Here is a 23,753-nt window from a genome sequence, read left to right on the forward strand (position 1 = left end):
GGGCGGGAGAGAGCGGGGCGGTGGTACTGGTGGCGGAGCTCATGGCGGGCCTTTGGGTATATCTAAATAACTAGGCGAAATATTAATTTCAGGCCTACTATTTGAAAAATCTTTATTTTCAATATGAAATATCAGAAATTCTGATATTTATGCGGCACACGATCGCCGCTCCAGCCCGGCGCCCATGACTCCTGACCAACTGCTTACCTTCGCTGCCGTGGCCGACGCCGGCAACATCAGCCGCGCCGCGCAAGCGCTGCATCTGTCGCAGCCGGCGGTGTCGGGCCAGTTGCGCGCTTTGCAGGAGTGGTTTGGCGAACCGCTGTACCGTCGCAGCGGCCATGGCATCGCCCTGACCGAAGCCGGCGAGCGGGTAGCCGAACAGGCGCGCCAATTGCGCCAGGTGTACCGCCAGGCCCAGGCCGTGCGCGAATCCTGGCGCGGGCTGGAAACCGGCGCGTTGCGGCTGGGGGCCAGCACCACGCCGGCCAGCTATCTGCTGCCCGCGCTGGTGGCGGACTTTCGCCATGCCTTTCCGGCGGTCAGCCTGCACCTGTCCGACGGCAATACCCGGGAAATCGTCGAGCGCCTGCCCGCGCTGGATCTGGCCTTCATTGAAGGCGACGTGCCGGCAGGCCTGCCCGCCGACACCGCGGTGTACGCCTGGCGGCAAGATGAAGTGGTGGCGATCGTGCGGGCCGACCATGCCTTGGCGGGCAAGGGGGCGGTGACGTTGCGGGACCTGGGGGCCTCGCCGCTGGTGATGCGCGAACCGGGGTCAGGCGTGCGGCGGCTGGTCGAGCGCGCCTTCGCCGATGCGGGGCTGACCCCGTCGGTAGGGCTGGAGCTGGCGGGGGTGGAAGGCGTAAAGCAGGCCGTGCGCGCCGGCCTGGGGGTGGGCTTCGTGTCGGCGATGTCGATGCGGCACGAAGACGGCGCGCTGGCGGCATTGCGGCTGTTGCCTCGGCCGCTGACACGCACCCTGAGCATCCTGGTGCCACATGCGGATGCCGCTGCCCGCGCCGCCCAGCGCTTCCTGGCGATGTGCCTGGCGGTGGGCGCGGGGCAACCGGTCTAGCGCATTACTTGGCCAGACGCTTGAGCGCCAGCTGCACCCAGTAGGTGCCGCCCAGCGGCAGCAGTTCGTCGTTGAAATCGTAGCTGCCGTTGTGCAGCATGCAGGGGCCCAGGCCGTGGCCGGTGGCGCGGTGGTCGCCGCTGCCGTTGCCGATCCAGACGTAGGCGCCCGGCAGTTCCTGCAGCATGAAGGCGAAGTCTTCGGCGCCCATGGTGGGTTGGACGTGGTCGTTGACCATGTCGTCGCCGACGATGTCGCGCATGACGTCGGCACAGAACGCGGCTTCTTCGGGGTGGTTGATGGTGGGCGGGTAGTTGCGCTGGAAGGTGAACTGCACATCGCAATCCATGGCCGCGCAGGTGTGGCGCGAGATCTCTTCCATACGGCGTTCGATCAGGTCCAGCACGTCCAGCGTGAAGGTACGCACCGTGCCGCGCAGTTCGGCGTGGTTGGGCACGACGTTGTCGGCGCTGCCCGCGTGGATCTGGGTGATGCTCAGCACCGCGGCGTCCAGCGGATTGCGGTTGCGCGTGATGATGGTCTGCAGCGACTGCGCCAACTGCACCGCGGCCATGACCGGGTCGATGCCCAGGTTGGGCATGCCGGCGTGGGTGCCCTTGCCCTTGATCACGATGGAGAATTCGTTGCTTGAGGCCATGATGGGGCCGGCGGTCACGCCGAACTGGCCGGGCTTCATGCCGGGCCAGTTGTGCATGCCGAACACGGCTTCCATGGGGAAGCGGGTGAACAGGCCGTCGTCGATCATGCGCTTGGCGCCGCCACCGCCTTCTTCGGCGGGCTGGAAGATCACATAGACCGTGCCGGCGAAGTCGCGGTGCTGCGACAGATAGCGCGCCCCGGCCAGCAGCATGGCGGTGTGGCCGTCGTGGCCGCAGGCGTGCATCTTGCCGTCGTGCTTGCTGGCGTGGTCGAAGGTGTTGGCTTCCTGCATGGGCAGGGCGTCCATGTCGGCGCGCAGGCCGACGGCGCGATCGCCGGGCAGGTTGCCGCGGATGATGCCAACGACGCCGGTGCCGCCCAGGCCGCGGTGGATCTCGATCCCCCATTCCTCGAGCTTGGCCGCCACCACGTCCGCCGTGCGGAATTCTTCGAACGCCAATTCGGGATGCGCGTGGATGTCGCGTCGGATCTGGGAGATATCGTTGTGCCAGGCGACGATGGGTTCGAGCAGTTTCATGGGAGGGATCGGGCGGAATTTGGGAACGCAACAAGGTTATCATCAATCAAAAACCAGTTTAATGGAGACAAACACCATGAACCGTCCGTGGCTTGCCCATTACCCGCAAGGGGTTCCCGCCGATATCTCCACCGACGGCTATACGTCGCTGACTGACTTGCTGGACCGGGCCTGCAAGCAGTACGCGGATCGGGTCGCCTGCACCGCCATGGGCAGTGACATCACCTTCGCGCAACTGGATGCGCATGCCCGCGCGTTCGCCGGCTGGCTGCAGAGCCTGGCGCTGCCCAAGGGGTCGCGGGTCGCGCTGATGATGCCCAATGTGCCGGCCTACCTGGTCGCCATGCTGGGCACGCTGCGCGCCGGCCATGCGGTGGTCAACGTCAATCCGCTGTACACCCCCGACGAACTGCAGCGCCAGTTGCTGGACAGCGGCGCGTCCGTCATCGTGATTCTCGAGAACTTCGCGCACACGCTGCAAAGCGTGACCGACCGCGGCCAGCTCAAGCACGTCGTGGTGACCGGCCCCGGTGACCTGCTGGGCGGGCTGAAGGCGCCGCTGGTCAATCTGGCGGCCCGCTACGTCAAGAAGCTGGTGCCCGCCTGGCGCATCGACGGCGCGCTAATGCTGCCCAAGGTGTTGAGCCAGGGCGCCGCGCTGCCGTTCGCCGCGCCGGCCATTTCGATGGACGACCTGGCGGTGCTGCAATACACCGGCGGCACCACCGGCGTGCCAAAGGGGGCGATGCTGTCGCACCGCAACCTGACCGCCAATGTGCTGCAGATGGAGGTCGTGGCCGCGCCCGCGCTGCATGATGTGGCGGCGCGCCAGATGACCGTCCTGAGCGCCTTGCCGCTCTATCACGTTTTCGCCATGACGGTGGCCGGTCTGTATGGCTTGTATGCGGGCATGCGCAACGTGTTGATCATCAACCCGCGCGACCAGCCGTCGTTGATTGCCGCGTGGCGCAAGCACCCGATTACCGTGTTTCCAGGCGTCAATACGCTGTTTAACGCACTGGTGCACAACGAGGATTTTGCCAAGCTGGACTTTTCCGAGTTGCGGCTGTCGCTGGGCGGCGGCATGGCGGTGCAGCAGGTGGTGGCCGAGCGCTGGTTGAAAATCACCGGCCGGCCGTTGATCGAAGGCTATGGCTTGTCCGAAACCTCGCCGGTGGCGACCGCCAATCCGACCAACGCCACGTCGTATTCGGGCTCGATCGGCCTGCCCTTGCCGTCCACCTATGTCGCGATCCTGGACGATGCCGGCAACGAAGTGCCGCTGGGCGAGCGCGGCGAGGTCGCGATCCGCGGGCCGCAGGTCATGGTGGGCTACTGGCAAAAGCCGGAGGAAACCCGCCATGCCATGACCGCCGACGGTTTTTTCCGCACGGGCGATATCGGCATCATGGATGACAAGGGCTATACCCGCATCGTCGACCGCAAGAAGGACATGATCACGGTGTCCGGCTTCAAGGTGTACCCGAACGAAGTCGAAGCCGCGGTGGCGCAGATGCCGGGCGTGCTGGAATGCGCGGCCATCGGCGTCCCGGACGAGCATTCGGGCGAGGCCGTGAAGGTGTTCGTGGTGAAGAAAGACTCGGCGCTGACCGAGGCCGACGTACAGGCATGGTGCAAGGACAAGCTGACCGGCTACAAGCGGCCGCGCTTCGTGGAGTTCCGCAACGAACTGCCCAAGAGTAATGTCGGCAAGATCTTGCGCCGCGAGCTGCGTCCTGATGCCGAGGCGGCCGCCAAGGCCGCGGCCCCGCAGGGCCAGACCGCCTGATTCATATCAGGCGGCGGGTACGGCTGGGCCTGAGGCCGGGTGTCAGCTCGGCTGGTCCAGGTGGGGGGCGATCATGTCGTGCAGGGCGCGCTCGATGGCCGGATTGCCCGCCACCACCCGCCCGCCGATCGGCCAGGAGTCGGCGCGGTGCATGTCGCTGCAAGCGCCGCCCGCTTCGCGCACGATCAGCGTGCCGGCGGCCACGTCCCAGGGGGCCAGCCCCATTTCCCAATAGCCGTCGTAACGGCCGCAGGCGGTCCAGGCCAGGTCCAGCGCGGCGGCGCCCATGCGCCGCACGCCGCGGGCGCGGTTGATGGCGTCATGCAGCATCGGCATGTATTGGCCCGCGAAAGAGAAGTCGCGGAACGGGAAGCCGGTGGCCAGCACCGAGTCTTCGAGCGTGCGGGTACGCGAGCAGGTGATGCGGCGGCCGTTGAGCCAGGCGCCCAACCCGTACACGGCGGTAAAGAGTTCTTCGCGGCAGGGGTCGTAGACCACGCCGACGACGGGCGTGTCGACGGCCAGGCGCTCGTCGGCCGAGACGGCGGCGCCCGCGTGCGCGATCAGGGCGATCGAGACGGCGTAGTGGGGGATGTCGTGCAGGAAGTTGGTGGTGCCGTCCAGCGGGTCGATATACCAGGTGGCGGTACCTTGGGCCTGGCCGCCGGTTTCTTCGGCGACGATGCCGAACTTGGGCGTGCGGGCCTGCAGCGCTTGGATAATGACGGCCTCTGCTTCGCGGTCGGCCTGGGACACGAGATCGTTGCGCGCCTTGCGGTCGATCACGAGGTCCGCGCGGTGGTGCGCGTAGGATTGCAGGATGGCTGCACCGGCATGCGCCGCCGTGACCGCGGCGTCGATCGCGGCGCACAGGTCAATGGGCGAAGCCAGCGAGCGGGGCTGATCATAGGTTTCCATGAAATGAGTGTAAGCCCAGGTATGCGTCAAATCCGTGGCGGCGCGCGTAAAGCGGACCGTTTCCGTGGCGTCCATCCAACGCAGGCCGCCGCACCGTCCGATAATCCCTTCTTTCCGATATCCGTCCGATTCGCTGGTTTCCATGTCTTCGTCCTATGTTCCCCTGATCCCCGCCGCCGTTGAATTCGATGCGCAAGGCCGGCTTTACAGTCCGGTCTATGGCGATGTGTATCACTCGCCGTCCGGCGCCTTGGGGCAGGCCGACCACGTGTTCCTGCGCGGCAACGGCTTGCCGGAACGCTGGCGCGGACGCGGCGCGTTCACGGTGTGCGAGACGGGATTCGGCCTCGGTTTGAACTTTTTGGCGCTGTGGCGCGCCTGGCGCGACGATCCGCAGAGATCGCGCACGCTGCATGTGGTGTCGCTGGAAGCGCAGCCGTTCGGGCGCCCGGATCTGGCGGCGTTGCTGGCGCGGTATGCGCCCGAGCCCTTGGCGCAATTGGCCGGGCAACTGGCGGCGCAATGGCCGCCGCTGCTGCCCGGCCTGCATCGCCTGGAATTCGATGGCGGCGCCGTGACGCTGACCTTAGGCTTCGGCGACGCGCAGGTGCTGGCGCCGCGGCTGTCGGCCAGGGTGGACGCTTACTTCCTGGACGGTTTCGCGCCGGAGCGCAATCCGCAGATGTGGCAGGCGCCGCTGCTCAAGGCCCTGGCCCGCCTGGCCGCGCCCGGCGCCACGCTGGCCACCTGGGCGTGCACCGGTGAATTGCGGCGGGCGTTGCAAGAGGCGGGGTTCGAGGCGCGCCGGGCGCCAGGCTATGGCGGCAAGTGGCATATGACGGTGGCATCCGCCGCGCCGGGGGCTGCCGCCGCGGCGCCCGCGATGGCCGACGACGCCCGGCATGCCGTGGTGGTGGGCGCGGGGCTGGCGGGCGCCGGCATTGCGCAGTCGCTGGCGCTGCGCGGCTGGCGCGTCACCGTGCTGGATGCCGGGTTGGCGCAGGGCGTGGCCGCGCACGCGGGCCATACGGCGGCGGCGCTGACACCCGTGCTGGCGCGCGACGACAACGCGCGTGCGCGCTTGTCACGCGCCGGCAGTGCACGGGCGCAGGCGCGCTGGGCGGCGCTTGGCCCGGGCGCCGCGCCCACGGTCTGCGGCACGGTGCAACTGGAGCGCGATGAAGGCCGGGCGGCGGCGTTGGCCGGCACGCTGGCAACGTTGGCATTTCCCCGCGACTGGGTGCGCGAGGTCAATCGTGACGAGGCCAGCGTCCTGGCCGGCCTGCCGCTGGCGCGGGGCGGCGTGTTTTTCGGGCAGGGCATGCTGGTGCAGCCGGACCGGTTGATCCCGGCGCTGCTGGCAACGCCCGGGGTGCGGGTTGTGCCCGGCAAGGTTGCGCAAGTCGCGGCCGATGTGGCGGGCTGGCGGGTGCTGGATGCCGCCGGCGCGGAATTGACGCGGGCCGGGACCGTGGTGCTGGCCAATGCCTTTGGCGCACGCGGCGTGCTGGAGGCCAGCCGTTTGCTGGAACCATTGCCGCGGGTTGCCCAGATGCATGCGCTGGCCGGCGAGGTGACCCTGATTCCTGCCGCCGCGTTGGGCGGCGGCCCGCGCTGCGTGGTGGGTGGCGAAGGCTATCTATTACCGGACACCGGCGCGGGTTGCGTGGCGGGCAGCACCTATGTGCATGGCGCCACGCAGGCCGATATCGGCGCCGAGGGCCAGCGCATCACACTGGACAAGGCCGCCGGTTTGCTGGGGGGCGCGTTGCCAAAGTTCGAGGCCCTGGCACCGGGCAGCTTGCCGGGCTGGGCGGGCTGGCGGGCGGTATTGCCGGGGCGTCTGCCCGCGGTGGGGGAGCTGCCCCATGCGCCGGGCCTGTGGCTGGCCGCCGGTTACGCGTCGCGGGGACTGTCCTGGTCGGCGCTGATGGGCGATCTGATCGCGGCGCGTCTTTGCGGTGAACCGTCACCGCTTGAAAACGACTTGGCACAACTTATTTTTCCACGCTGAAAAAAACTTCAGGCGCCCGGGGGCGGCGGCGCGGGGTGGCGTAGAATTGCAGGAAATGCCAGGATTTGGCGCCAAATAGCCCGCTTTGCGCGCAAACTTGGCGTTCCGGCGGCGCACCGGTGATAGGCCGGGTAGGCGTTGGCGGGGGGCTTTGTGACCCCTTTTTTGGATGATATCGCCATCCAAACGAGGGACCGAGTTTATTTCAAAGCTCAAATCCGTCAAAATAGCGTCTTTTGATGGTTTTTGGCTTAAGCCGGGGGATGCTCTGTGCCGCCCAAGTTCGACTTTGCCCATACTACCCAGCTCGACAACATCGAGCTGCTGACGTCCCGCCCCAGTCGCATCGATTTCGACGCGGGCGATGGGTTGCACCTGGTAGTCGAGGCGCATGCGCCTGGTGTTTTTCGCCTGCGCTGCGGCGAGGCGAACCACCTTACCGATGACAAGCCCGGCGCGCGTGCGCGCGCCGTGGCCGAGATGCTGCTCGCGCGCCAAGAGGCCGTGGGCGAGGCCGCCGTCGCGCCACGCGAAGGCGGTGACGGTTGGCGCATTACCCAGGGCGACGTCGCCCTGGAGATCCAATCCAACCCCGTGCGGATTGCGTTGTATCGCAATGACGCACGCGTGTTCGAGTCCGAGGTTTCCGCGCATACGCCCGCATTTGGGCACAACGCGCTGGACCAGGCCGACGACGCAGTCTGGACGGCGGGTTTCACCCTGCTGCCGGACGAACGCGTCTACGGCCTGGGCGAAACCCCGGGCGACCTCAACCGCCGCGACGAATCCGTCGTGTCCGACGACCCCGAGCATCGCGCCTTGCCGCTGGCATGGAGCCCGCGCGGCTGGGGCGTGTACGTCAACACGATGCGCCGGGTCGAGCACTCGGTGGGCGTGGCGCCGGCCGGTTCGGCCTACGTCGTCAACGTCGACGACGCGGTGCTGGACGTTTTCCTGTTCGCCGGCGAGCCCGCCGAAATCCTGAACCAATACACCGCATTGACCGGCCGGGCCGGCCAGCCGGTGCTGTGGGCGATGGGTGCATGGCTGCAGCAGGCCAGCGGCGAAATGCCGACGCAAACCGTGGCGCTGGTGGCGCGCATGCGCGAAAACCAGATCCCGGTCGACGCCGTGACGCTGGCGCAGCCGGCGGCCTGGGGCTTCCAGTCCGACAAGGCCGTCTTCGAATGGGACGCCCAGCGCTTCCCCGACGCCAAGCAGATGCTGGCGCTGTTCCACAAGCACAACGTGCACGTGGCCGCCTCGGGCTTCCCGGGCGTGATCAAGTCCAGCCCGCTGTTCGAGGAACTCGAAGACCGCGGCTGGCTGTTGGCCAAGGACGACGGTTCGGCGCAGGTGTTCGACGGCAACGCCGCCACCTCAGGCCAGCCCTACGGCCTGCTGGATCTGACCTATCGCGATATCTACAACCAGTGGGTCGAGCGTCATCGTCAACTGATCGAAGACGGCCTGGACGCGCCTGCCTGCGACGCCCAGATCTCGATTCCCGACGGCGTGAACGCCCGCAATGGTGAAACCGGCCCGGCGCTGCGCAGCATGTATCCGCTGCTGGTGCGCCGCGCGCTGTTCGACGCCGTCGCCGGCCTGAAGGTGCCGCCCGAAGGCGTGGTGCCCAGCACCGATCTGTTCCCGGCCGCGCAGCGCTTGCCGTGGCAGGTGGGTCCGCAGGTCGACAACACCTGGGAAGGGCTGCGCCATACGCTGCGCACGGCCTTGTCCATCGGCGCTTCGGGCCTGCCCGTGCAGGTGCATGGCATCGGCTCCGGCTCGCGCCCCACGGCCGGCATGACGCCCGAGCTGTATCTGCGCTGGCTGGCCGCGGGCGTGTTCTCGGCGAACTTCTCCTTCCAGGGCGTTGCCGGCCTGATGCCTTGGGACTTCGACGACGAGACCCTGGCCCACGTCAAGACCTGGATGCAGTGGCGCTATCGCCTGGTGCCCTATGTGCTGGGCGCCATCGAGGATGCCGCGCGTACCGGCTTGCCGGTGCAGCGGTCCATGGCGCTGTCGTTCCCGAATGACCCGCACGCCCACGAATGGGACCTGCAATACCTGCTGGGCCCGGCCCTGCTGGTGGCGCCGGTTACCGAGCCGGGCAAGCAGGTGCGGGTGTACCTGCCCAAGGGCGACGCCTGGTGGGACCTGAACACCGGCCATCGCTACGAAGGCGGCACCACCTGGACCATCGACTGCGAACTGGGCCAGTTCCCGGTGTTCGGCCGCGAAGGGCACATGCTGTGCCTGGGGCCGGCCGCGCAGCACACGGGCGAGTTCAACTCGGCGCGCATCCTGGACGAGGTCTGGATGTTCGGCATGCCGGTGCATAACCCGGTGGTCATGCGCAACAAGATCCGCGTCATGCAGATGCAAGGCTCCAGCTACATCAAGGGGCTGGAAGGCTTGCGCATTTCGCCGTCCGAGGGCTTGGAGGTCAAGCGCCGCGGCGCGGAAGTCCGTATCTCGCGCGCTCGCTGATCCCGACGTGGCCGCCAAGGCGGCCACGCGCGAAAAAAGGGCAGTCAGGAAGGCTTTCCTTCCCGACTGCCCTTTACGTCTTTGCGCGGACGAATTTTATATTACTGTTAGTTATTAAAAATGGAAAAAACGGTCGTTCTCTTTAGAAGAGAAAAGATACAAAATCGCTTGCCATGATTCAGATCGAGAACCTATCCAAGACCTATGCCACGCCGCATGGCCAGTTCCAGGCGCTGCGGGGTATCAACCTGCATATCCAGCAGGGCGAGGTCTTCGGCATCATCGGCCCCAGCGGGGCCGGTAAAAGCACGCTGGTCCAGTGCATCAACCTGCTTGAACGCCCCAACGAAGGCTCCATTGCCATCGGCGGCCAGCAACTGACCGGCCTGAATGAAGCGCAACTGCGCGCCCAGCGCCGCCGCATCGGCATGGTGTTCCAGGGCTTCAACCTGCTGTCGCGCCGCACGGTGTACGGCAACGTGGCGCTGCCGCTTGAAATCGCCGGCGTGCCCAAGAGCGAGATTCCGGCGCGCGTCGAACGCCTGCTGGCCTTGGTGGGCCTGGAGCATCTGCGCGACCGTTATCCCAGCCAGATCAGCGGCGGCCAGAAGCAACGCGTGGGCATTGCGCGCGCGCTGGCCAACAACCCGGACGTGCTGCTCAGCGACGAAGCCACGTCCGCGCTGGACCCCGAAACTACCCACAACATCCTGGCGCTCTTGCGCGACATCAACCGCAAGACCGGCGTGACCGTCGTGATGATCACGCACCAGATGGAAGTGGTGCGCGAGGTCTGCGACCGCGTGGCCGTGCTGTCGCAAGGCGAAGTCGTCGAAATGGGCAGCACGCGCGAAGTGTTCGCGCAGCCGCGCCACGAAGTGACCCGCGCCATGGTGTCGGCCGCGACCGCCTCGGACCTGACCGACGCCACGCTGGCCGCGGTGAAGCAGCGCATCGAGACGCTGGCCGCCGCCAAGCCGGGCCACGCCGTGCGCCTGCTGCGCCTGGCGCTGACCGGCACCGACGCGTCGGGCTCGTTCCTGTCCGACCTGTCGACGCAATACGCGCTGGACGTCGGCCTGGTACAGGCCCGCGTCGAAGACATCCAGGGCGTGGCCGTGGGCACGATGTTCGTGCTGGCGCAAGGCACCCCCGCCGCGGTCAAGGACGCGATTGCCGCCCTGACCGCCCGTGACATTACCGTTGAAGAAATCGCTCATGAGCCCGCAACTGATCGACCTGCTTATTACGTCGCTGCTTGACACCCTGCTGATGGTGGGTGTGGCCAGCGCCATCGCGGTGCTGGTCGGCATTCCGCTGGGCGTGATCCTGACCGTGACCGCGCGCGGCAACATGCTGGAGAACCAGCCGGTGAACCACGCGCTGGGCGCGGTCATCAACGCCACGCGTTCAGTGCCGTTCGTGATCCTGATGGTCGCGATCATTCCGTTCACGCGCCTGGTGGCCCAGACGTCCATCGGCACCACGGCCGCCATCGTGCCCTTGTCGGTGGCTGCGATTCCGTTCATGGCCCGTATCGCCGAGAACGCGATGCGCGAAGTCGATCCGGGCCTGATCACCGCCGCGCGCGCCATGGGTGCATCGCCGATGCAGATCATCATGAAGGTGCTCTTGCCCGAGGCGCTGCCCGGCCTGATCGCCGCCACCATCGTCACCGTGGTCAGCCTGATCGGTTATTCGGCCATGGCCGGCGCCATCGGCGGCGGCGGCCTGGGCGACCTGGCGATCCGCTACGGCTACCAGCGTTTCCAGTCCGACGTGATGGCCGCCGTGGTCATCGTGCTGATCGTGCTGGTGCAACTGATCCAGAGCCTGGGCGACCGCTACGTGCGCCGCATTTCGCATCGCTGATCTTTCAGGCAATTCTTCTTCTACTTCCGACATTCGGGATATTCGCAACATGAGCATCAAGGTTTTGAAGTCGCTGGCCGCGTTCGCCCTGGGCGCCGCCGTATTCGCCCAGCCCGCGCTGGCCCAGGACAAGCCGCTGAAGGTCGGCGTGACCGCCGGCCCGCACGCCCAGATCTTCGATGTGGTCAAGCAGGAAGCCGCCAAGCAGGGCCTGAATATCCAGGTGATCGAGTTCACCGACTACGTGCAGCCCAACGTCGCGCTGGCCTCGGGCGATCTGGACGTGAACAGCTACCAGCACCAGCCCTACCTGGACAATGCCAACGCCGATCGCGGCTACAAGCTGGTCAGCATCGCCAAGACCGTGATCTTCCCCATCGGCATCTACAGCAAGAAGTTCAAGTCGCTGGCCGAACTGAAGGACGGCGCCCGCATCGCGCTGCCGAACGACCCGACCAACGGCGGCCGCGCCTTGCTGCTGCTGCAGGCCAACGGGCTGATCAAGCTGCGTCCGGAAGCCGGCCTGAAGGCGACCCCGATCGACGTGATCGAGAACCCCAAGAAGCTGCGCTTCATCGAACTGGACGCCGCCCAACTGCCGCGTTCGCTGGACGACACCGATGCCTCGGCTGTGAACACGAACTTTGCGCTGGAAGCCGGCCTGAATCCGGCCAAGGACGCGATCGCCCAGGAATCGCCCAATTCGCCGTACGCCAACGTGCTGGTCGTGCGTGAAAAGGACAAGGACCGCCCCGAGTTCGCCAAGCTGGTCAGCATCTACCACAGCCCGGCGGTGAAGCAATTCATCGAGACCAAGTTCAAGGGCGCCGTGGTCGCTGCCTGGTAAGCCAGCGGCAGTCCCCACCATGCCAGACGGCCGCGCAAGCGGCCGTTTTTCATTGCCCGCAGGAAATGCCGCGCTGTATCGGTGGTCGTGGCCTGCGGCGGCCTGCGAGCTCCGGCCCGGGGCGGTAGCCCTGCCGCTGTTGCGGCGCAGACTCGCCTGTGCCTCTATTTTTTGACAAGGCTCTGGAAATAAGCCATAATTTCTGGCTTCGGTCGGGCTGATAGCTCAGTCGGTAGAGCAGCGGACTTTTAATCCGTTGGTCGCGAGTTCGAGTCTCGCTCAGCCCACCAACCCAATTTGCAGAAAGCCCCGCATCCACGATGCCGGGGCTTTTTTCATGCCGCACCAGGAAGAACGCCAGCCGGGTGGGCATTGTTCAGTGGAAGGCCAGGCAACCCTTGCATCTTTTGCCCCAGACCGTGATCCGTCTTTTCCGTTCAATGCCCGGAGCATGGGCGTTGGTCCTGGCTGTTCTAGGGCTACTCGGCACACCCGTTCATGCTGCGTCACGCATCGTGTACGCGGGCAAGCTGCAAGGTGCCGGCGACGTGGTGATGGAGCTGGACAGTCAAGCCGCGGCCGATGGCACGGTGAGCGGCCGCTATTTCTATCCGAAGCATGGCGTCGACATCCCGCTCAAAGGCACGCCGCAGGCGCTAAACGAACCCAGGACGTATTACGAGATCAAGGAAAGCGGCGGCGATCCGGAATCGGACGCGGCGCCGCCGGCCGCCACCTGGTCGGGCAAGCGCGACGCCGCAGGCTACGAAGGGAAATGGGTCGATGCGCGTACGGGCAAGGCGCGCAGCTTCAAGCTGCGCCGCGTCGCCGAGTACGATCCCGGCGCCTTGGCGCCGGATGCCGTGCAGGCCGTGACCGATGCGATTAGCGGTGGCGTAGGCAGCGGTATCGACGTCAATGCCGGTATCGACTTGCGGCATGCACCGTATGAAACGCTGAAGCTGGCGGGCTATGCCGTACCTGTCGGGCACGACATTGGCAACGCCAATGTGGCCTATCGCCTATGGCGTGATCCGCGCACGAAATTCAGTTATCCGCGGCTTAGCCGGCATCCGGACCCGCAGGTGCTGCTACGCATCAACCATCTGCTGGAACAACGCCATTGGCAGATGAACCTGGCGGCATTGGGGTGCATGGCCATGATCTACACCGACGGCAATCCGGCGGCGGGCACGCTGGGCAGCTATGACGACGAGAACATCACGGTCGACTGGTTGTCGACGGCGTTGATGACCGTGACCGAGTCCGGCAGCCTGTACTGCGGCGGTGCGCATCCGGACAATCATTTCGATCCCTACACCTTTGATCTGCTGCGTGGCGAATACCTGGATTGGAACCGCATTTTCGACGCCTATGTGCCCGTTGATGACGGCCTGCGCACCGCAAGCCCGGCCTTGCTGGCGCTGATGGAAAAAGCACGGGCGCCGCTGGCCGCGCAAGACGCCAAGGGCGCGGCCGACGGCGAATCGCTGGAAGGCTGCTCGGACGTCTGGCCCAGCTATCTGGCCTTGAGCGTGGCGTCGCCTGGTGAACTGGTGTTGTCGGTGTCGGGCATCGGCCATGCCATGGGTGTTTGCCTTGGGCCGCACGCCACAGTGCCCTTTCAGGACTTGCGGCCTTATCTGAAGCCGGGCGGTCAGGCCTATCTGGTGAGCGAGTAGACGGGCAAGCTCCTCCCAGGCGCTCGCCCTGACAAAATCAGAATCGGTATGCCACGGTCGCCTGGACCGCCTGCGATTGCGTGGCGCTGCCGTAGCGGCCGTAGTAGCCGATCTGGCCGCTCCAGGCAGTGCCGTGTGAGAAGCCCAGCCCCGCCGTCGCCAACAGCGTATCGGCGGGCGCCAGCGGCATGGCCTGGGCGAAGCTGCCGGCCATGTCACGCACGTGCGCGCGAACCTCGCGGGTGTCGCGGTTGAACTCATGTTCCCAGGCCAGGCCGCCGTAGGGTTGCCACAGATAGTCGCCTTGCCGCAGGTCGGCCTGCAGGCGCAGCCCCAGCGTGGAAACCAGCGAACGTCGTTGTTGCTCGCGATAGTTCATGCTGGTTGCTGTGCGTCCGCCATCGCGCGATTCGTTGTAGCCCCGCACACTGACGTTCTGCAACGTGGCGCCAACCGATGGCGTCAGGGTGAATATGCCCGCGTCCCAGTCATACTGGGTCAGCATGGACAAGGCCGACGCCATGCCGGTGGTCGAGCCTTCCTCGCGCAGGCGGGCGGGGCCGATGGAAAAATCACGCGAAACGCTGCGATAGCTCAGGTAGCCGGCGCTGCCAATCAAGCCGGTCGACCAATCGCCCAGGCGATAGCGCGCATACGCGGACATCTGCGTCTGGCCCAGACGGAACGACCCAGCATCCTGGCCCAGCGTGGCACGGTGCTGGATTTGTGCGGCATTGACACCCAGTGTCCAGTGCTGGCCGACACCACCGTCCACGCCCATGGCAAGAAGGTCCATCTGGTTGCCCAGACCGGGTTTCCAGATGCCGTCATCACGTTGGCGGTCGCTGGCGTGTTGGTACGAGGCATACGTTTGCACCGCGGATGAGCTGTCGCGGTTTTGCAGGCGATCCTGGATCACGCGCAAGCCGCTGCGCGTGCCGGCAAGCGGCGCCTCTGCCAACAGGCCGATCCGGGCCGGCGCCTGCAGCACCGACAGGGCGTAATCGGCGATGAGTTCGTGGCCGAATCCGGAGGGATGGATGCCGTCCGCGAACAAGTAGCTGCGGTTGGCGTCCGGCGCCGCCAACGACGCGCGATCGCAGCGTTGCGCACTGGTCTTGCCGCATGCCGCTTGAGTGACGTTGCGCAGCCGGTAGCGGTCAGGCTTGGCAATCACTTCATTCAGCATGGCATGGACATCCAGCAAGGCCAGGTTGCCGCGATAGTCCGCCAGTTCGCCGTTGAGCGTGTCGTTGAAGCGCGATGTCATGTAGCTCATGAGCTGGCGCCCTTGCTCGGGAGATTCGAGCGCCCGCGGGGTGTGGCCGATGTCGGGCATGTTGAGGGCGAGGATGGTGCCGGCGCCCGCGTCTCCCAGTCGCCGGATTTGGCTGGCGACATCGACCGCGGTCAGGTCGGAGATCGAGAGTACCTGCTGGGCAGCCGCGGCTTGCGTCGCGGGCGCCGACAGCGCCGATTTGTGCTCCAGCAGCGTCACCAGCAAATCGTTTGCGCCGGCCCAGACCGTGTACAGGCCATTGCGGCTTGGGCCGGAAGGCCGTTGCAAGAAAGCGGACACCTGGCTTCTGACGGAGGGAATCACTAGATAGAGCGGGCCCGCGCCGCCCGTAAGAACGTCGGTGCCGGGGATCTCGAATCTGACCCCTTCGACGCTGCGGGCACCGCTTCGCGCGTAATTGTTGCCGCCATCCAGGGCGGTTTTCCAGGCGATCGTGTTGTCCCCCTCCAGCGCTCTCGCCAGATGATAGGCCCAGGTCGGGTCAGGGTTGGTGGTGTTTGCCGGCTGGATGCGGATGTTCTGCGCGGCATCGGCCAGCGTCGAGATGGGAAGGTCGGCGGCGACCTTGGTAACGACAGGCACGACGACCGGCGCGAGGTTGGAGAGGACGTACTTTGATAGTTCATCCTTGAGCTTGGGTAAGAGCGTGGGCATATTCTTGCCGATCAGATTGGGTAGGAACGCCTTAGCCGCGGCCTGTAGTATATCGTTCGGATCCGGTTGCCAAACATCCAATAGCTGGGGAATTAACTTTGCTCCGGCATCTGCGAAGCCATTGAGCTGAAGCTTGATAATCTGTGCGGCGTTTTTGGTCAGATATTCCGGGAGCGGAACTCCACCCGGCGCAAGAATGTCGCTGCCCTTGAAAGCGCGGGAAGTCATGGAGCCATTGTCAGTCAGTGAATCGCCGAAGAAGACAATTTCGTCATAGGGCGAAGCCGTTGCGATGGGGCTGATTGCCAGGCAGGCGGCCAGCGCGGTGGCTGGAAGTAAAGCGCTACTAAACTTGAATCCGGTCATGGGAGTCTCCTGTTGTTTTTGTATCCACACGCGCCGAGTTCAAACTCTGTTTGCGATTCACGTAGTCGATCGGTGAATCAAATCGTGTTTGAAATCTTGTTTTAAAACAGTGAATGAAAACGAATTCAGCGAGTGTTTTTTCAATCTATCACCGGAAAAAAGAGATAATCCGTGGTAGAAAAAATCCGGAATCGTCTGAGGAGGTTTACCCCAATCCGCCCTCTATGGATGAAAGCGAGATAGCCGCTGTTAAAAAAAACGCCAGGCTCCAGGGTCCGGCATCAAGCATCTGCGCCCGAGTTTTGCCTTCCATCCCCCGGACTACTTGACGCGGCTGCTCGTGGTGGTAGTGGCGCAGACAGGCATCGAGGTCTTCCTGCATCGGTTCAATCGATTCATGCCCGGTCGTGCGGTCTGCAATGCGGAAGTGCTCACCCGGCGAGCGGTTCAATCGCACTTGTCGCACCGAAGGGCGCACCTGTTGGTCAACCTCGAACAGGTTCATGCAATTGCCGATCGATGGCTGATTCCGATCGTCTACCAACCAATGGCCACTTGACCTGGGCGCTTACGCATCGGACTCAAAAATTAGAATTTTCCAATGGCGCTTTGAGAGAGGGGGCACGTAGATTGCTCGTGGAGAAGCCGTCCAGCCCGGTACGGCTCTCACGTTCAGGAGCGACGCTTGTATCCCATCAACATTGAATTTTTCTCAGGAACCACCCTTGCCGTGCTGCCTCACCAAGGCTGCTATCAGGAAATCGGCCCGGTTTTCGAACGCGCCATGGCGCTGGCCACCGAGCGGGGCCTGGCCGGCAAAAATGCCCTGGGCTATGGCGTTTATTTTGACGATCCTGAAGAGGTTCCGGTGGCCGAACTGCGTGCCGTGGTGGGCATGAGTGTCGCGCCTGGGGCGGATCTGGGGGATGCGCTGCAGCGCTTTGAGATTCCCGCGGGGCAGTACGCCATCCTGGACTACTCGGGGCCCGCGGACGAAGTGATCAACGCCTATCAGTGGCTGTTCGCGGAATGGTTGCCGGCCAGCGGCAGGGAACCTGCGGATTTTCCGCTGTTCGAGCAGTATCTGCACGATGCGGGCACGCCGCCCGAACTGCTGAGCGCGCGTATTTTCATGCAATTGAAATAGCGGGTCTGGTGCCGCTGATTCAGCAATGCTGTGGCGGAACCGGGCAGCACGCCGTTTCAAATGCGTTGAACACCATGATTCCGAGCGGTGGTTCATCAAGGCGCCGAACAGCCTCTGGAAACGAGAAAGGCCCATCCCGTGAGCGATGGGCTTTTTTTCGACATGCGGCCCGGGCAGCCCGGCTTTCCTGAACAACGGGTGCGGCACGATTGCTGGCGGTGCAGTCCGGCGCAAGCGCGTGTCCTGACGAACCGTCCTTAACGGAAAGCGGCGCAGCGGTGACGCGCCGTGGATGAGGCGATCAGGTTGTCGCGGGGCTTTCGTCCAAATCGTTACATGTTTCGGAAACTTCTAATTCTTTGCGGCTGGGCGAGAAGCCATTCTTATGCTTCTTCAAACAACTAAAGCCTCCGCAGAACACAGGGCAAAGGACGTTTCAAGGGTTGTGGCGTGGTCCATTGAACTGTTGATCGGGATTTGCATGTGTCTGGTTCGAGAGGCAAGGAACCAGCGATGCGCACCACTCTGAATCCCATCATGCTCGCTTTGCTTGCTGCTCTGGCCGCTCCCGCCATGGCCGCCGAGCGAGGACAAATCACGGTAAATGACTCCCAGCCCAACCTGGTCCTCGATGAAGGCGACACGGTTTCGTCCAACGGCGCCGGAAGTGCGATTTATGTGACAGGCGCCCACTCTCAATTTAGCGGGGACAAAATTGTCGTCTCAGCCAGCCTCAATACCAGCATAGGTCTACACGTTGACGGGGGCGGGAAGGCCGTACTGACGGATAGCCATATCTCGATTAATAGCAGTGGGCGGGGCGAAACTGCAGCGGTCCAGAGCTACGGTGGCTGGATCTCGTTGACGGGTGGCACCGTGACGGCCCAGAGCCGCCATGGCCTGGTCTCCATCGGCTCCACGGGTGGCATCAGCGCCGAGAACGTGAACGTCAAGATTGAGCAGTGGGCCGGAGCCTCCTCCACCCGGGACCTCGCCTTCGGGGTCTATTCCGTCAACGGCGATGCCGGGATAACGATGACGGGCGGCAGCGTTACGACAACGGGCGACTATACCTACGCCGTCGTGGCGTCCAACCGGGGCGAAGTATCGCTGAACGATACCGTGGTCAACAGTGGCGGGGCGTTCGCGGCCGTGGCCGCGCATAGCGGCGCAAAGTTAGATATGACGCGCGGCAGCGTCACCGCTTCCAAAGACGGCGCAATCGGCGTTTCGGTAGGCGCTCGCGATCAGCTGACTTCCTCCATGTCCACTGCCACCTTGACGGATGTTGACATCATCCTTGCCGGTAACAAGGCAATCGGCCTGCAGGCAGGCGGGGAATTCGACGGCGGCGTGCTCACTGTGACGTCTTCCAGGGTGAATACAACCGGCGCCAACGCGGTGGGGGTTGCGGTGGGCAACCAGTCCCAGGTCACGCTGGACGGCACCCGGATCACGGCCACGGGCCAGGGTGCCATTGGCGTGCTGAGCCATAGCGGCCCGGCGGACAGCCAGGGCCTGACCGAAACGAAGATCAGCAACGGCAGCGAAATCACCACCGCGGATGGCGCGGCTTTGGCGACCCTGCGCGGCGCGCAGACCTTCCTGGTAACCGACTCCACCGTTACTGGCCGGGCTAGTCGAGACATCGGGAAAGGCGTGCTGCTGCTGGCGAGTTCGCGCGATGGCTTCAAGAGCGAGCAGGTCACTCTGGACGCGGCCGGCTCGACGTTGAACGGCGACGTGCTGGTCGAAGAAGGCACTGCCAGCGTGCAGCTCAAGAGCGGGTCGACGCTGACCGGCGCGGTGGTCCAGCGCGGCGCGGGCAGCGTCAGCGACGTTGCCGTGGACGGCTCCAGCACCTGGAACGTGCGTGGCGACTCCCGCCTGGGCACGCTGAACAACGCCGGCACCGTTGCGTTCGTGGCGCCGGGCGGCGGTAGCGGTTTCAAGACGCTGACCGTGAACAACTACGTGGGCGGCGGCACGCTGGTGCTGAATACGCGCCTGGGCGATGACGCCTCGCCCACCGACAAGCTGGTCGTCGATGGCGGCACGGCGTCGGGTTCGACGTCGCTGCGCGTGATCAACGCGGATGGCGAGGGCGGCCGGACGCGACAAGGCATCCGCGTGGTGCAGGCGGTCAATGGCGGCACGACCGGCGCGGACGCGTTTCGCCTGGATGCCGGCTCCACGGGCTATCGCGCCAGCGCCGATATGCTGTCCCTGAACGGGTATGACTACGCGCTGGTGCGCGGCGGGAATGGCGGCGAGGCGCAGGACTGGTATCTGACGTCCGAAGACGTGCTGTTCTCCGGCCGGAACGTCTCCCCGGAAAGCGGCGCCTACAGCGGAATCCAGACCGCGGGCATGCGCTTGTTCAGCCACAGCCAGCAGGACCGCGTGCCCGGCTACGCGGGGCAGGACGGCGCCGGGCGCGAGCGCGGTGTGTGGACGCGGGTGCAGGGGCGACGCGATAGCGGCCAGGGCATGTCGCAAGGGCGGGTGAACATCACCACGGACAGCGCCATCGTGCAGCTGGGCGCGGACCTGATCAAGGCAGACCTGGGCCAGAACGGCGCGGTGTATGCCGGCCTGATGGGCGGTTATGGCGATGCCCGGGTGCGCTCGACCGCGACGCTGATGCGTCCCAATGGGGCGGCCGCGCATGCGCGTACCGACGGCAAGCTGTCCGGTTACTCGGTGGGCCTGTATGGCACCTACTACCAGAACGACGCGACGCGCCTGGGCGCCTACGCCGATACCTGGCTGCAATGGAGCCGCTACAACAACCAGGTGAATAGCGAGCTGGGCTCGGCGCGTTACCGTTCGACCGTCATCAGCACGTCGCTGGAAGCCGGCTATGCGATGACGCCGTTCGCACCCGGTTCGATGCTGGGGACGGTGGTGGTGCAGCCGCACGCGCAACTGACCTATAGCCGCTATGACGCGCAGGACGCGACGCTGCAAGGCACGCGCATGCGCAGCGGCGACAACGATGCGCTGGACTCCCGGCTGGGCGTGCGCGTGTATCCGCAGGCCACGGCGGGTGCGCCGGTCGTGCGCCCGTTCCTGGAAGCGAATTGGCTGCATCGCTTCAGCAACCCGTCGGTGAAGATGGGCAGCAATGTGTTTGACGCCAAGGAATCGCGCAACCGCCTGGAGCTCAAGCTGGGGGCCGAAGGGTACATCGGCCGCGCGGTGAAGGTGTCGGGCAATGTGTTCGGCCAGGCCAGCCATAGCAGCGGCAGCAGCTACGGCGGTATGTTGAACGTGGGCTATCACTGGTAAATCCGCCACCGATGGGCATTTCACAGGGAGTCTTTTATGTACGCCGAAAACATCCAACGCTCGGTTCGTCGCATCGACAATCCGTCGATCCATCAGGGCATCAACGCGTTGCATTGTGCGCGCCAGCTGATCGCCCCCGGGGATTGGGCGTTCAACGATCCGTTTCTGCTGATGGCCGAAGACTGGTTCCCGAAGGGCGTCTTCGATACACACCCGCACCGCGGCATGGAAACCGTAACCTTCGTACTCGAAGGGCACCTCGAGCATGTCGACAACCACGGCAATGGCGGGGTGATCCAGCCAGGCGATGCACAGTGGATGACCGCCGGCAGGGGCATTTTGCATAATGAAGTGCCCGTCGCGAAAGAGACTGTGCACCTGCTGCAGTTGTGGGTGAATCTGCCCGCGGCGGACAAGATGGTCGAACCGCGCTACCAGGATCTGATCGGCAGCGACATGCCACGACGTCAACTCGACGGCGTGGATATCCGGGTTTTTTCTGGCGTATCGGGCGGCGTCGTGGCGCCCACGCTCAACTATGCCAAGGTGACGGTGCTGGACATCCGCATGCAGCCCGGACGAGGCTACGAAGAGCAGATCCCCGGCGACTACAACGTCTTTCTCCATATCCTCGAGGGCGAGGGCACGGTCGGGCCGGACAAGCAACCCGTGCAGGCGGGGCAGGTGGTCTGGATGGCCCGGCCGGAAACCGGCGATCCCTCCGGCATTTTGATGTCCAGCGGCAGCGCGGGTATGCGTGTATTTCTGGCGGGCGGCTTGCCGCTACGAGAGCCGGTCGTGGCCCGCGGTCCTTTCGTGATGAACACGGCCGAACAGATCGCGCAGGCCTATCAGGATTTTCGCAGCGGGGCGTTTGGCGCCTGAACGCGGTTGCTGGCGCAGGTCAGTCGCACACCGGCCTGCCCCGCCGGCGCGCCCTTTCTCCCGGTCAGGACAGCGTGCGCGGCGGCATGGCCGACAGTTCGGTCAGGCTCAGGCCGCAGCAGCGGGCGCGTTCGGCCAGGGTCGCGCTTTGTTCCAGGGCGCGCTTGCTTTCGGCCAGCAGCACATCCAGCTGTTCGTCCAGCGACGACGCCATGGTCCAGGCCCGTTCGGCGAATTCGGCCGAGAAGGCATCGACACAGGGCTTGCAGATGGCCGAGCCGTTGTTTTCCAGCAGGGGCGCGCCTTGCGCCAGCGTTGAGAGGCAAAAATGACAGGCAAGGGCGCGGCTCATGCGTCGGGGGCTCGAGGTCAAAGGGAGGCCCGGTGCAAGCGCGCTTGCAGGGCCTTACTTTAGGGACAACGGCCCGGCGGCCGGACTCTTAAATGGCCACGGCGCATTACCCGGCGCGGCGACGCCCGGCGGGCCGTGTCGGCCTCGCCTGCCTGGGATTCGTCCTGGCCTCAGGCCGCGTAGGCCGGGCGTAGCGGCGCGGCGATGGCCTGAGGCGTGACGTCGATGACGGTTTCGGCGGGCAGCTTGAAGAACGCCGCGGTGGCCGCCAGGCGCTTGGCCTGGTCTTCCAGCGAGGCGGCCGCCGCGGCGGCTTCTTCGACCAGGGACGCGTTCTGCTGGGTGACATCGTCCATCTGGGTCACGGCGCGGTTGATCTGGTCGATGCCGATGGACTGCTCGGTCGAGGCTTCGGTGATTTCGGCCATGATCTGGGTGACGCGCTGCACCGAGGCCACGATCTCCTGCATGGTGTCGCCGGCCGCGCGGACCTGGTCGGCGCCGCTGTCGACGTTGCTGGACGACTGCTCGATCAGGTCCTTCACTTCGCGGGCCGCCTGGGCGCTGCGCTGCGCCAGGCTGCGCACTTCGCCGGCCACCACCGCGAAGCCCTTGCCCTGCTCGCCGGCCCGGGCGGCTTCGACCGCCGCGTTCAAGGCCAGGATGTTGGTCTGGAAGGCGATGCCGTCGATCACCGAGACGATCTCGGCGATGCGCTTGGAGCTTTCCGAGATGCGGGTCATGGTCTGTACCACCTGGCTGACGGCCTGGCCGCCGCGCAGGGCGACGCCGCGGCTTTCGGCCGCCAGGCTGTTGGCCTGGTGGGCGTGCTCGGTGTTCTGCTTGACCGCGGTGGCCAGTTCCTCCATGGAGGCGGCAGTTTCCTCGAGCGAGGCGGCCTGCTCTTCGGTACGCGAGGACAGGTTGGCGTTGCCCGACGAGATCTCGGCGGCGCCGGTGTTGATTTCATTGACGCTGCGGCGCACTTCGCTGACGGTGCGGGTCAGGCTTTCCTGCATGCGCTTCAAAGCGGTAAAGAGCACGCCGATCTCGTTGTCGGAGTTCACCGCCACGCGCTGGGTCAGGTCGCCGGAGGCGATGCGATCAAAGTGCACGGCGGCGTCTTTCAGGGGCTGCAGCACCTGGCGGCTGATGAAGCGCCAGCAACCGATCGCCAGCGCGGCGGCCAGCGCCAGCATGATGATGGTGGACAGCTCGGCCCGGTCGTAGCGTTGGTCGGACGCGGCATTGATCTCGTCGGCGCGCCGCTCGGTGTGTTCCAGGAAGGTGTTGACGCGTTCGGCGAAGCGGGCGTCGGCGGTCCGGGTGTCGACCACGGCAAGGGCATAGGCGTCGGCCGATTGCTTTTGCAAGGTCTGTTCCAGCGCTTCGATGCTGCGCACGTAGGCGGTGAAGACGCTGTCCAGATCGCTGGCCAGCTTCATGCCGGCCTCGGTGTTCTTGGGCACGCGCTGGTAGACGGCAAAGCGCTTGCGGGCATCTTGCAGGTATTGGGTGGCCTGGTTGATGCTGGCCTGGGCTTGCGAGCCCTTGCCGGAAACGATGTCCAGGTAGGCGGCCACCAGGGTCAGCCGGCTGCGCAGCAGCAGCGTCTGGGTTTCGTAGAGCGGCCGCGTCTGTTCCGTGGAGACGGAGCTCAGGTCGTCCACCGCCAGATCGGCGGCCCGCGCGTACAGCCAGCCCATGCTCGTGGCGACCGCCAGCGCCAGGACGAAGATGGCCAGGACGGCCAACAGGCCGGTACGTATCTTCAGGTTCTTCAGCATGTTGGGAGGCTCCTGTGTGTGTCTTGGGGCTGACCCGTCAAAGCGTGGTCTCGGAAAATCCGGGCTGACTGTAAATT

General features: G+C 65.3%; 17 protein-coding genes and 1 tRNA gene. 12 read left to right on the forward strand and 6 right to left on the reverse strand.

The window, feature by feature from the left end:
- Positions 1–184: 184 nt before the first annotated feature.
- Positions 185–1,078 carry a LysR family transcriptional regulator gene (locus tag A9974_RS13385; protein WP_183004611.1) on the forward strand — a complete coding sequence of 298 codons (894 nt, stop codon included), beginning with the start codon at positions 185–187 and terminating at the stop codon, positions 1,076–1,078.
- A 4-nt stretch (positions 1,079–1,082) separates the two neighbouring features.
- Here A9974_RS13385 and A9974_RS13390 read toward each other — a convergent pair whose 3' ends face one another.
- Positions 1,083–2,276: a M20 aminoacylase family protein gene (locus A9974_RS13390; protein ID WP_183004613.1), complete on the reverse strand. Its 1,194-nt coding sequence runs from the start codon at positions 2,274–2,276 to the stop codon at positions 1,083–1,085.
- Positions 2,277–2,352: 76 nt separating this feature from the next.
- Between A9974_RS13390 and A9974_RS13395 the strand changes: the two genes are divergently transcribed.
- Entirely contained in the window at positions 2,353–4,065 is a 1,713-nt protein-coding gene (locus A9974_RS13395; RefSeq protein WP_183004615.1) for an AMP-binding protein, read from the forward strand.
- A 42-nt stretch (positions 4,066–4,107) separates the two neighbouring features.
- Here the strand turns inward: A9974_RS13395 and A9974_RS13400 are convergent, their stop codons facing one another.
- On the reverse strand, positions 4,108–4,983 hold the full coding sequence (locus tag A9974_RS13400) for an inositol monophosphatase family protein (RefSeq protein ID WP_183004617.1): 876 nt from the start codon (positions 4,981–4,983) through the stop codon (positions 4,108–4,110).
- 142 nt (positions 4,984–5,125) lie between these two features.
- Here A9974_RS13400 and mnmD point away from each other — a divergent pair, with 142 nt between their 5' ends.
- From mnmD to A9974_RS13435, 7 genes are all read left to right on the forward strand, one after another.
- Positions 5,126–6,997: a tRNA (5-methylaminomethyl-2-thiouridine)(34)-methyltransferase MnmD gene (gene mnmD / locus A9974_RS13405; protein WP_183004619.1), complete on the forward strand. Its 1,872-nt coding sequence runs from the start codon at positions 5,126–5,128 to the stop codon at positions 6,995–6,997.
- Between the two features lie 270 nt (positions 6,998–7,267).
- Positions 7,268–9,493 carry a glycoside hydrolase family 31 protein gene (locus A9974_RS13410; protein ID WP_183004621.1) on the forward strand — a complete coding sequence of 742 codons (2,226 nt, stop codon included), beginning with the start codon at positions 7,268–7,270 and terminating at the stop codon, positions 9,491–9,493.
- A gap of 173 nt (positions 9,494–9,666) precedes the next feature.
- Positions 9,667–10,755, forward strand: coding sequence for a methionine ABC transporter ATP-binding protein (locus A9974_RS13415; RefSeq protein WP_183004623.1), 1,089 nt, complete (start codon positions 9,667–9,669; stop codon positions 10,753–10,755).
- Positions 10,712–11,365: a methionine ABC transporter permease gene (locus tag A9974_RS13420; protein WP_006392981.1), complete on the forward strand. Its 654-nt coding sequence runs from the start codon at positions 10,712–10,714 to the stop codon at positions 11,363–11,365. Before A9974_RS13415 ends, A9974_RS13420 begins: the two co-directional genes overlap by 44 nt.
- Before the next feature lie 49 nt (positions 11,366–11,414).
- Positions 11,415–12,212 carry a MetQ/NlpA family ABC transporter substrate-binding protein gene (locus A9974_RS13425; RefSeq protein WP_183004625.1) on the forward strand — a complete coding sequence of 266 codons (798 nt, stop codon included), beginning with the start codon at positions 11,415–11,417 and terminating at the stop codon, positions 12,210–12,212.
- A 214-nt stretch (positions 12,213–12,426) separates the two neighbouring features.
- Positions 12,427–12,502: transfer RNA gene (locus A9974_RS13430), tRNA-Lys, on the forward strand.
- Positions 12,503–12,652: 150 nt separating this feature from the next.
- Positions 12,653–13,894 (forward strand): hypothetical protein, encoded by a 1,242-nt coding sequence (locus tag A9974_RS13435; RefSeq protein WP_183004627.1) that lies wholly within the window; start codon positions 12,653–12,655, stop codon positions 13,892–13,894.
- 37 nt (positions 13,895–13,931) lie between these two features.
- Here A9974_RS13435 and A9974_RS13440 read toward each other — a convergent pair whose 3' ends face one another.
- Both A9974_RS13440 and A9974_RS13445 read right to left on the reverse strand, forming a co-directional pair.
- Positions 13,932–16,214, reverse strand: coding sequence for an autotransporter domain-containing protein (locus A9974_RS13440; protein ID WP_183004629.1), 2,283 nt, complete (start codon positions 16,212–16,214; stop codon positions 13,932–13,934).
- A gap of 205 nt (positions 16,215–16,419) precedes the next feature.
- Entirely contained in the window at positions 16,420–16,719 is a 300-nt protein-coding gene (locus tag A9974_RS13445; protein ID WP_183004631.1) for a hypothetical protein, read from the reverse strand.
- A gap of 180 nt (positions 16,720–16,899) precedes the next feature.
- Here A9974_RS13445 and A9974_RS13450 point away from each other — a divergent pair, with 180 nt between their 5' ends.
- The 3 genes from A9974_RS13450 to A9974_RS13460 all read left to right on the forward strand — a co-directional run bounded on the left by A9974_RS13450 (position 16,900) and on the right by A9974_RS13460 (position 21,537).
- Complete coding sequence (locus A9974_RS13450) at positions 16,900–17,361, forward strand: GyrI-like domain-containing protein (RefSeq protein ID WP_183004632.1); 462 nt, start codon at positions 16,900–16,902, stop codon at positions 17,359–17,361.
- A gap of 876 nt (positions 17,362–18,237) precedes the next feature.
- Positions 18,238–20,652: an autotransporter outer membrane beta-barrel domain-containing protein gene (locus A9974_RS13455; RefSeq protein WP_183004634.1), complete on the forward strand. Its 2,415-nt coding sequence runs from the start codon at positions 18,238–18,240 to the stop codon at positions 20,650–20,652.
- Positions 20,653–20,688: 36 nt separating this feature from the next.
- Entirely contained in the window at positions 20,689–21,537 is an 849-nt protein-coding gene (locus tag A9974_RS13460; protein WP_183004636.1) for a pirin family protein, read from the forward strand.
- Between the two features lie 64 nt (positions 21,538–21,601).
- On the opposite strand, the gene A9974_RS13465 is transcribed toward A9974_RS13460, so the two are convergent.
- Positions 21,602–21,889, reverse strand: a complete 288-nt coding sequence (locus A9974_RS13465) for an MSHA biogenesis protein MshH (protein WP_183004638.1) — start codon at positions 21,887–21,889, stop codon at positions 21,602–21,604.
- Between the two features lie 170 nt (positions 21,890–22,059).
- Positions 22,060–23,676, reverse strand: coding sequence for a methyl-accepting chemotaxis protein (locus tag A9974_RS13470; RefSeq protein ID WP_183004640.1), 1,617 nt, complete (start codon positions 23,674–23,676; stop codon positions 22,060–22,062).
- Positions 23,677–23,753: the final 77 nt, after the last annotated feature.

The organism is Achromobacter sp. UMC71 (assembly GCF_014170305.1).
Lineage (GTDB): Bacteria > Pseudomonadota > Gammaproteobacteria > Burkholderiales > Burkholderiaceae_B > Achromobacter.

What these genes read in the sequence shown, in the direction of transcription:
- A9974_RS13385 (WP_183004611.1), top strand. Translation starts at nt 185, where the DNA reads ATGACTCCTGACCAACTGCTTACCTTCGCTGCCGTGGCCGACGCCGGC.
- A9974_RS13390 (WP_183004613.1), bottom strand. Translation starts at nt 2,276, where the DNA reads ATGAAACTGCTCGAACCCATCGTCGCCTGGCACAACGATATCTCCCAG.
- A9974_RS13395 (WP_183004615.1), top strand. Translation starts at nt 2,353, where the DNA reads ATGAACCGTCCGTGGCTTGCCCATTACCCGCAAGGGGTTCCCGCCGAT.
- A9974_RS13400 (WP_183004617.1), bottom strand. Translation starts at nt 4,983, where the DNA reads ATGGAAACCTATGATCAGCCCCGCTCGCTGGCTTCGCCCATTGACCTG.
- mnmD (WP_183004619.1), top strand. Translation starts at nt 5,126, where the DNA reads ATGTCTTCGTCCTATGTTCCCCTGATCCCCGCCGCCGTTGAATTCGAT.
- A9974_RS13415 (WP_183004623.1), top strand. Translation starts at nt 9,667, where the DNA reads ATGATTCAGATCGAGAACCTATCCAAGACCTATGCCACGCCGCATGGC.
- A9974_RS13420 (WP_006392981.1), top strand. Translation starts at nt 10,712, where the DNA reads ATGAGCCCGCAACTGATCGACCTGCTTATTACGTCGCTGCTTGACACC.
- A9974_RS13425 (WP_183004625.1), top strand. Translation starts at nt 11,415, where the DNA reads ATGAGCATCAAGGTTTTGAAGTCGCTGGCCGCGTTCGCCCTGGGCGCC.
- A9974_RS13435 (WP_183004627.1), top strand. Translation starts at nt 12,653, where the DNA reads ATGCCCGGAGCATGGGCGTTGGTCCTGGCTGTTCTAGGGCTACTCGGC.
- A9974_RS13440 (WP_183004629.1), bottom strand. Translation starts at nt 16,214, where the DNA reads ATGACCGGATTCAAGTTTAGTAGCGCTTTACTTCCAGCCACCGCGCTG.
- A9974_RS13445 (WP_183004631.1), bottom strand. Translation starts at nt 16,719, where the DNA reads ATGAACCTGTTCGAGGTTGACCAACAGGTGCGCCCTTCGGTGCGACAA.
- A9974_RS13460 (WP_183004636.1), top strand. Translation starts at nt 20,689, where the DNA reads ATGTACGCCGAAAACATCCAACGCTCGGTTCGTCGCATCGACAATCCG.
- A9974_RS13465 (WP_183004638.1), bottom strand. Translation starts at nt 21,889, where the DNA reads ATGAGCCGCGCCCTTGCCTGTCATTTTTGCCTCTCAACGCTGGCGCAA.
- A9974_RS13470 (WP_183004640.1), bottom strand. Translation starts at nt 23,676, where the DNA reads ATGCTGAAGAACCTGAAGATACGTACCGGCCTGTTGGCCGTCCTGGCC.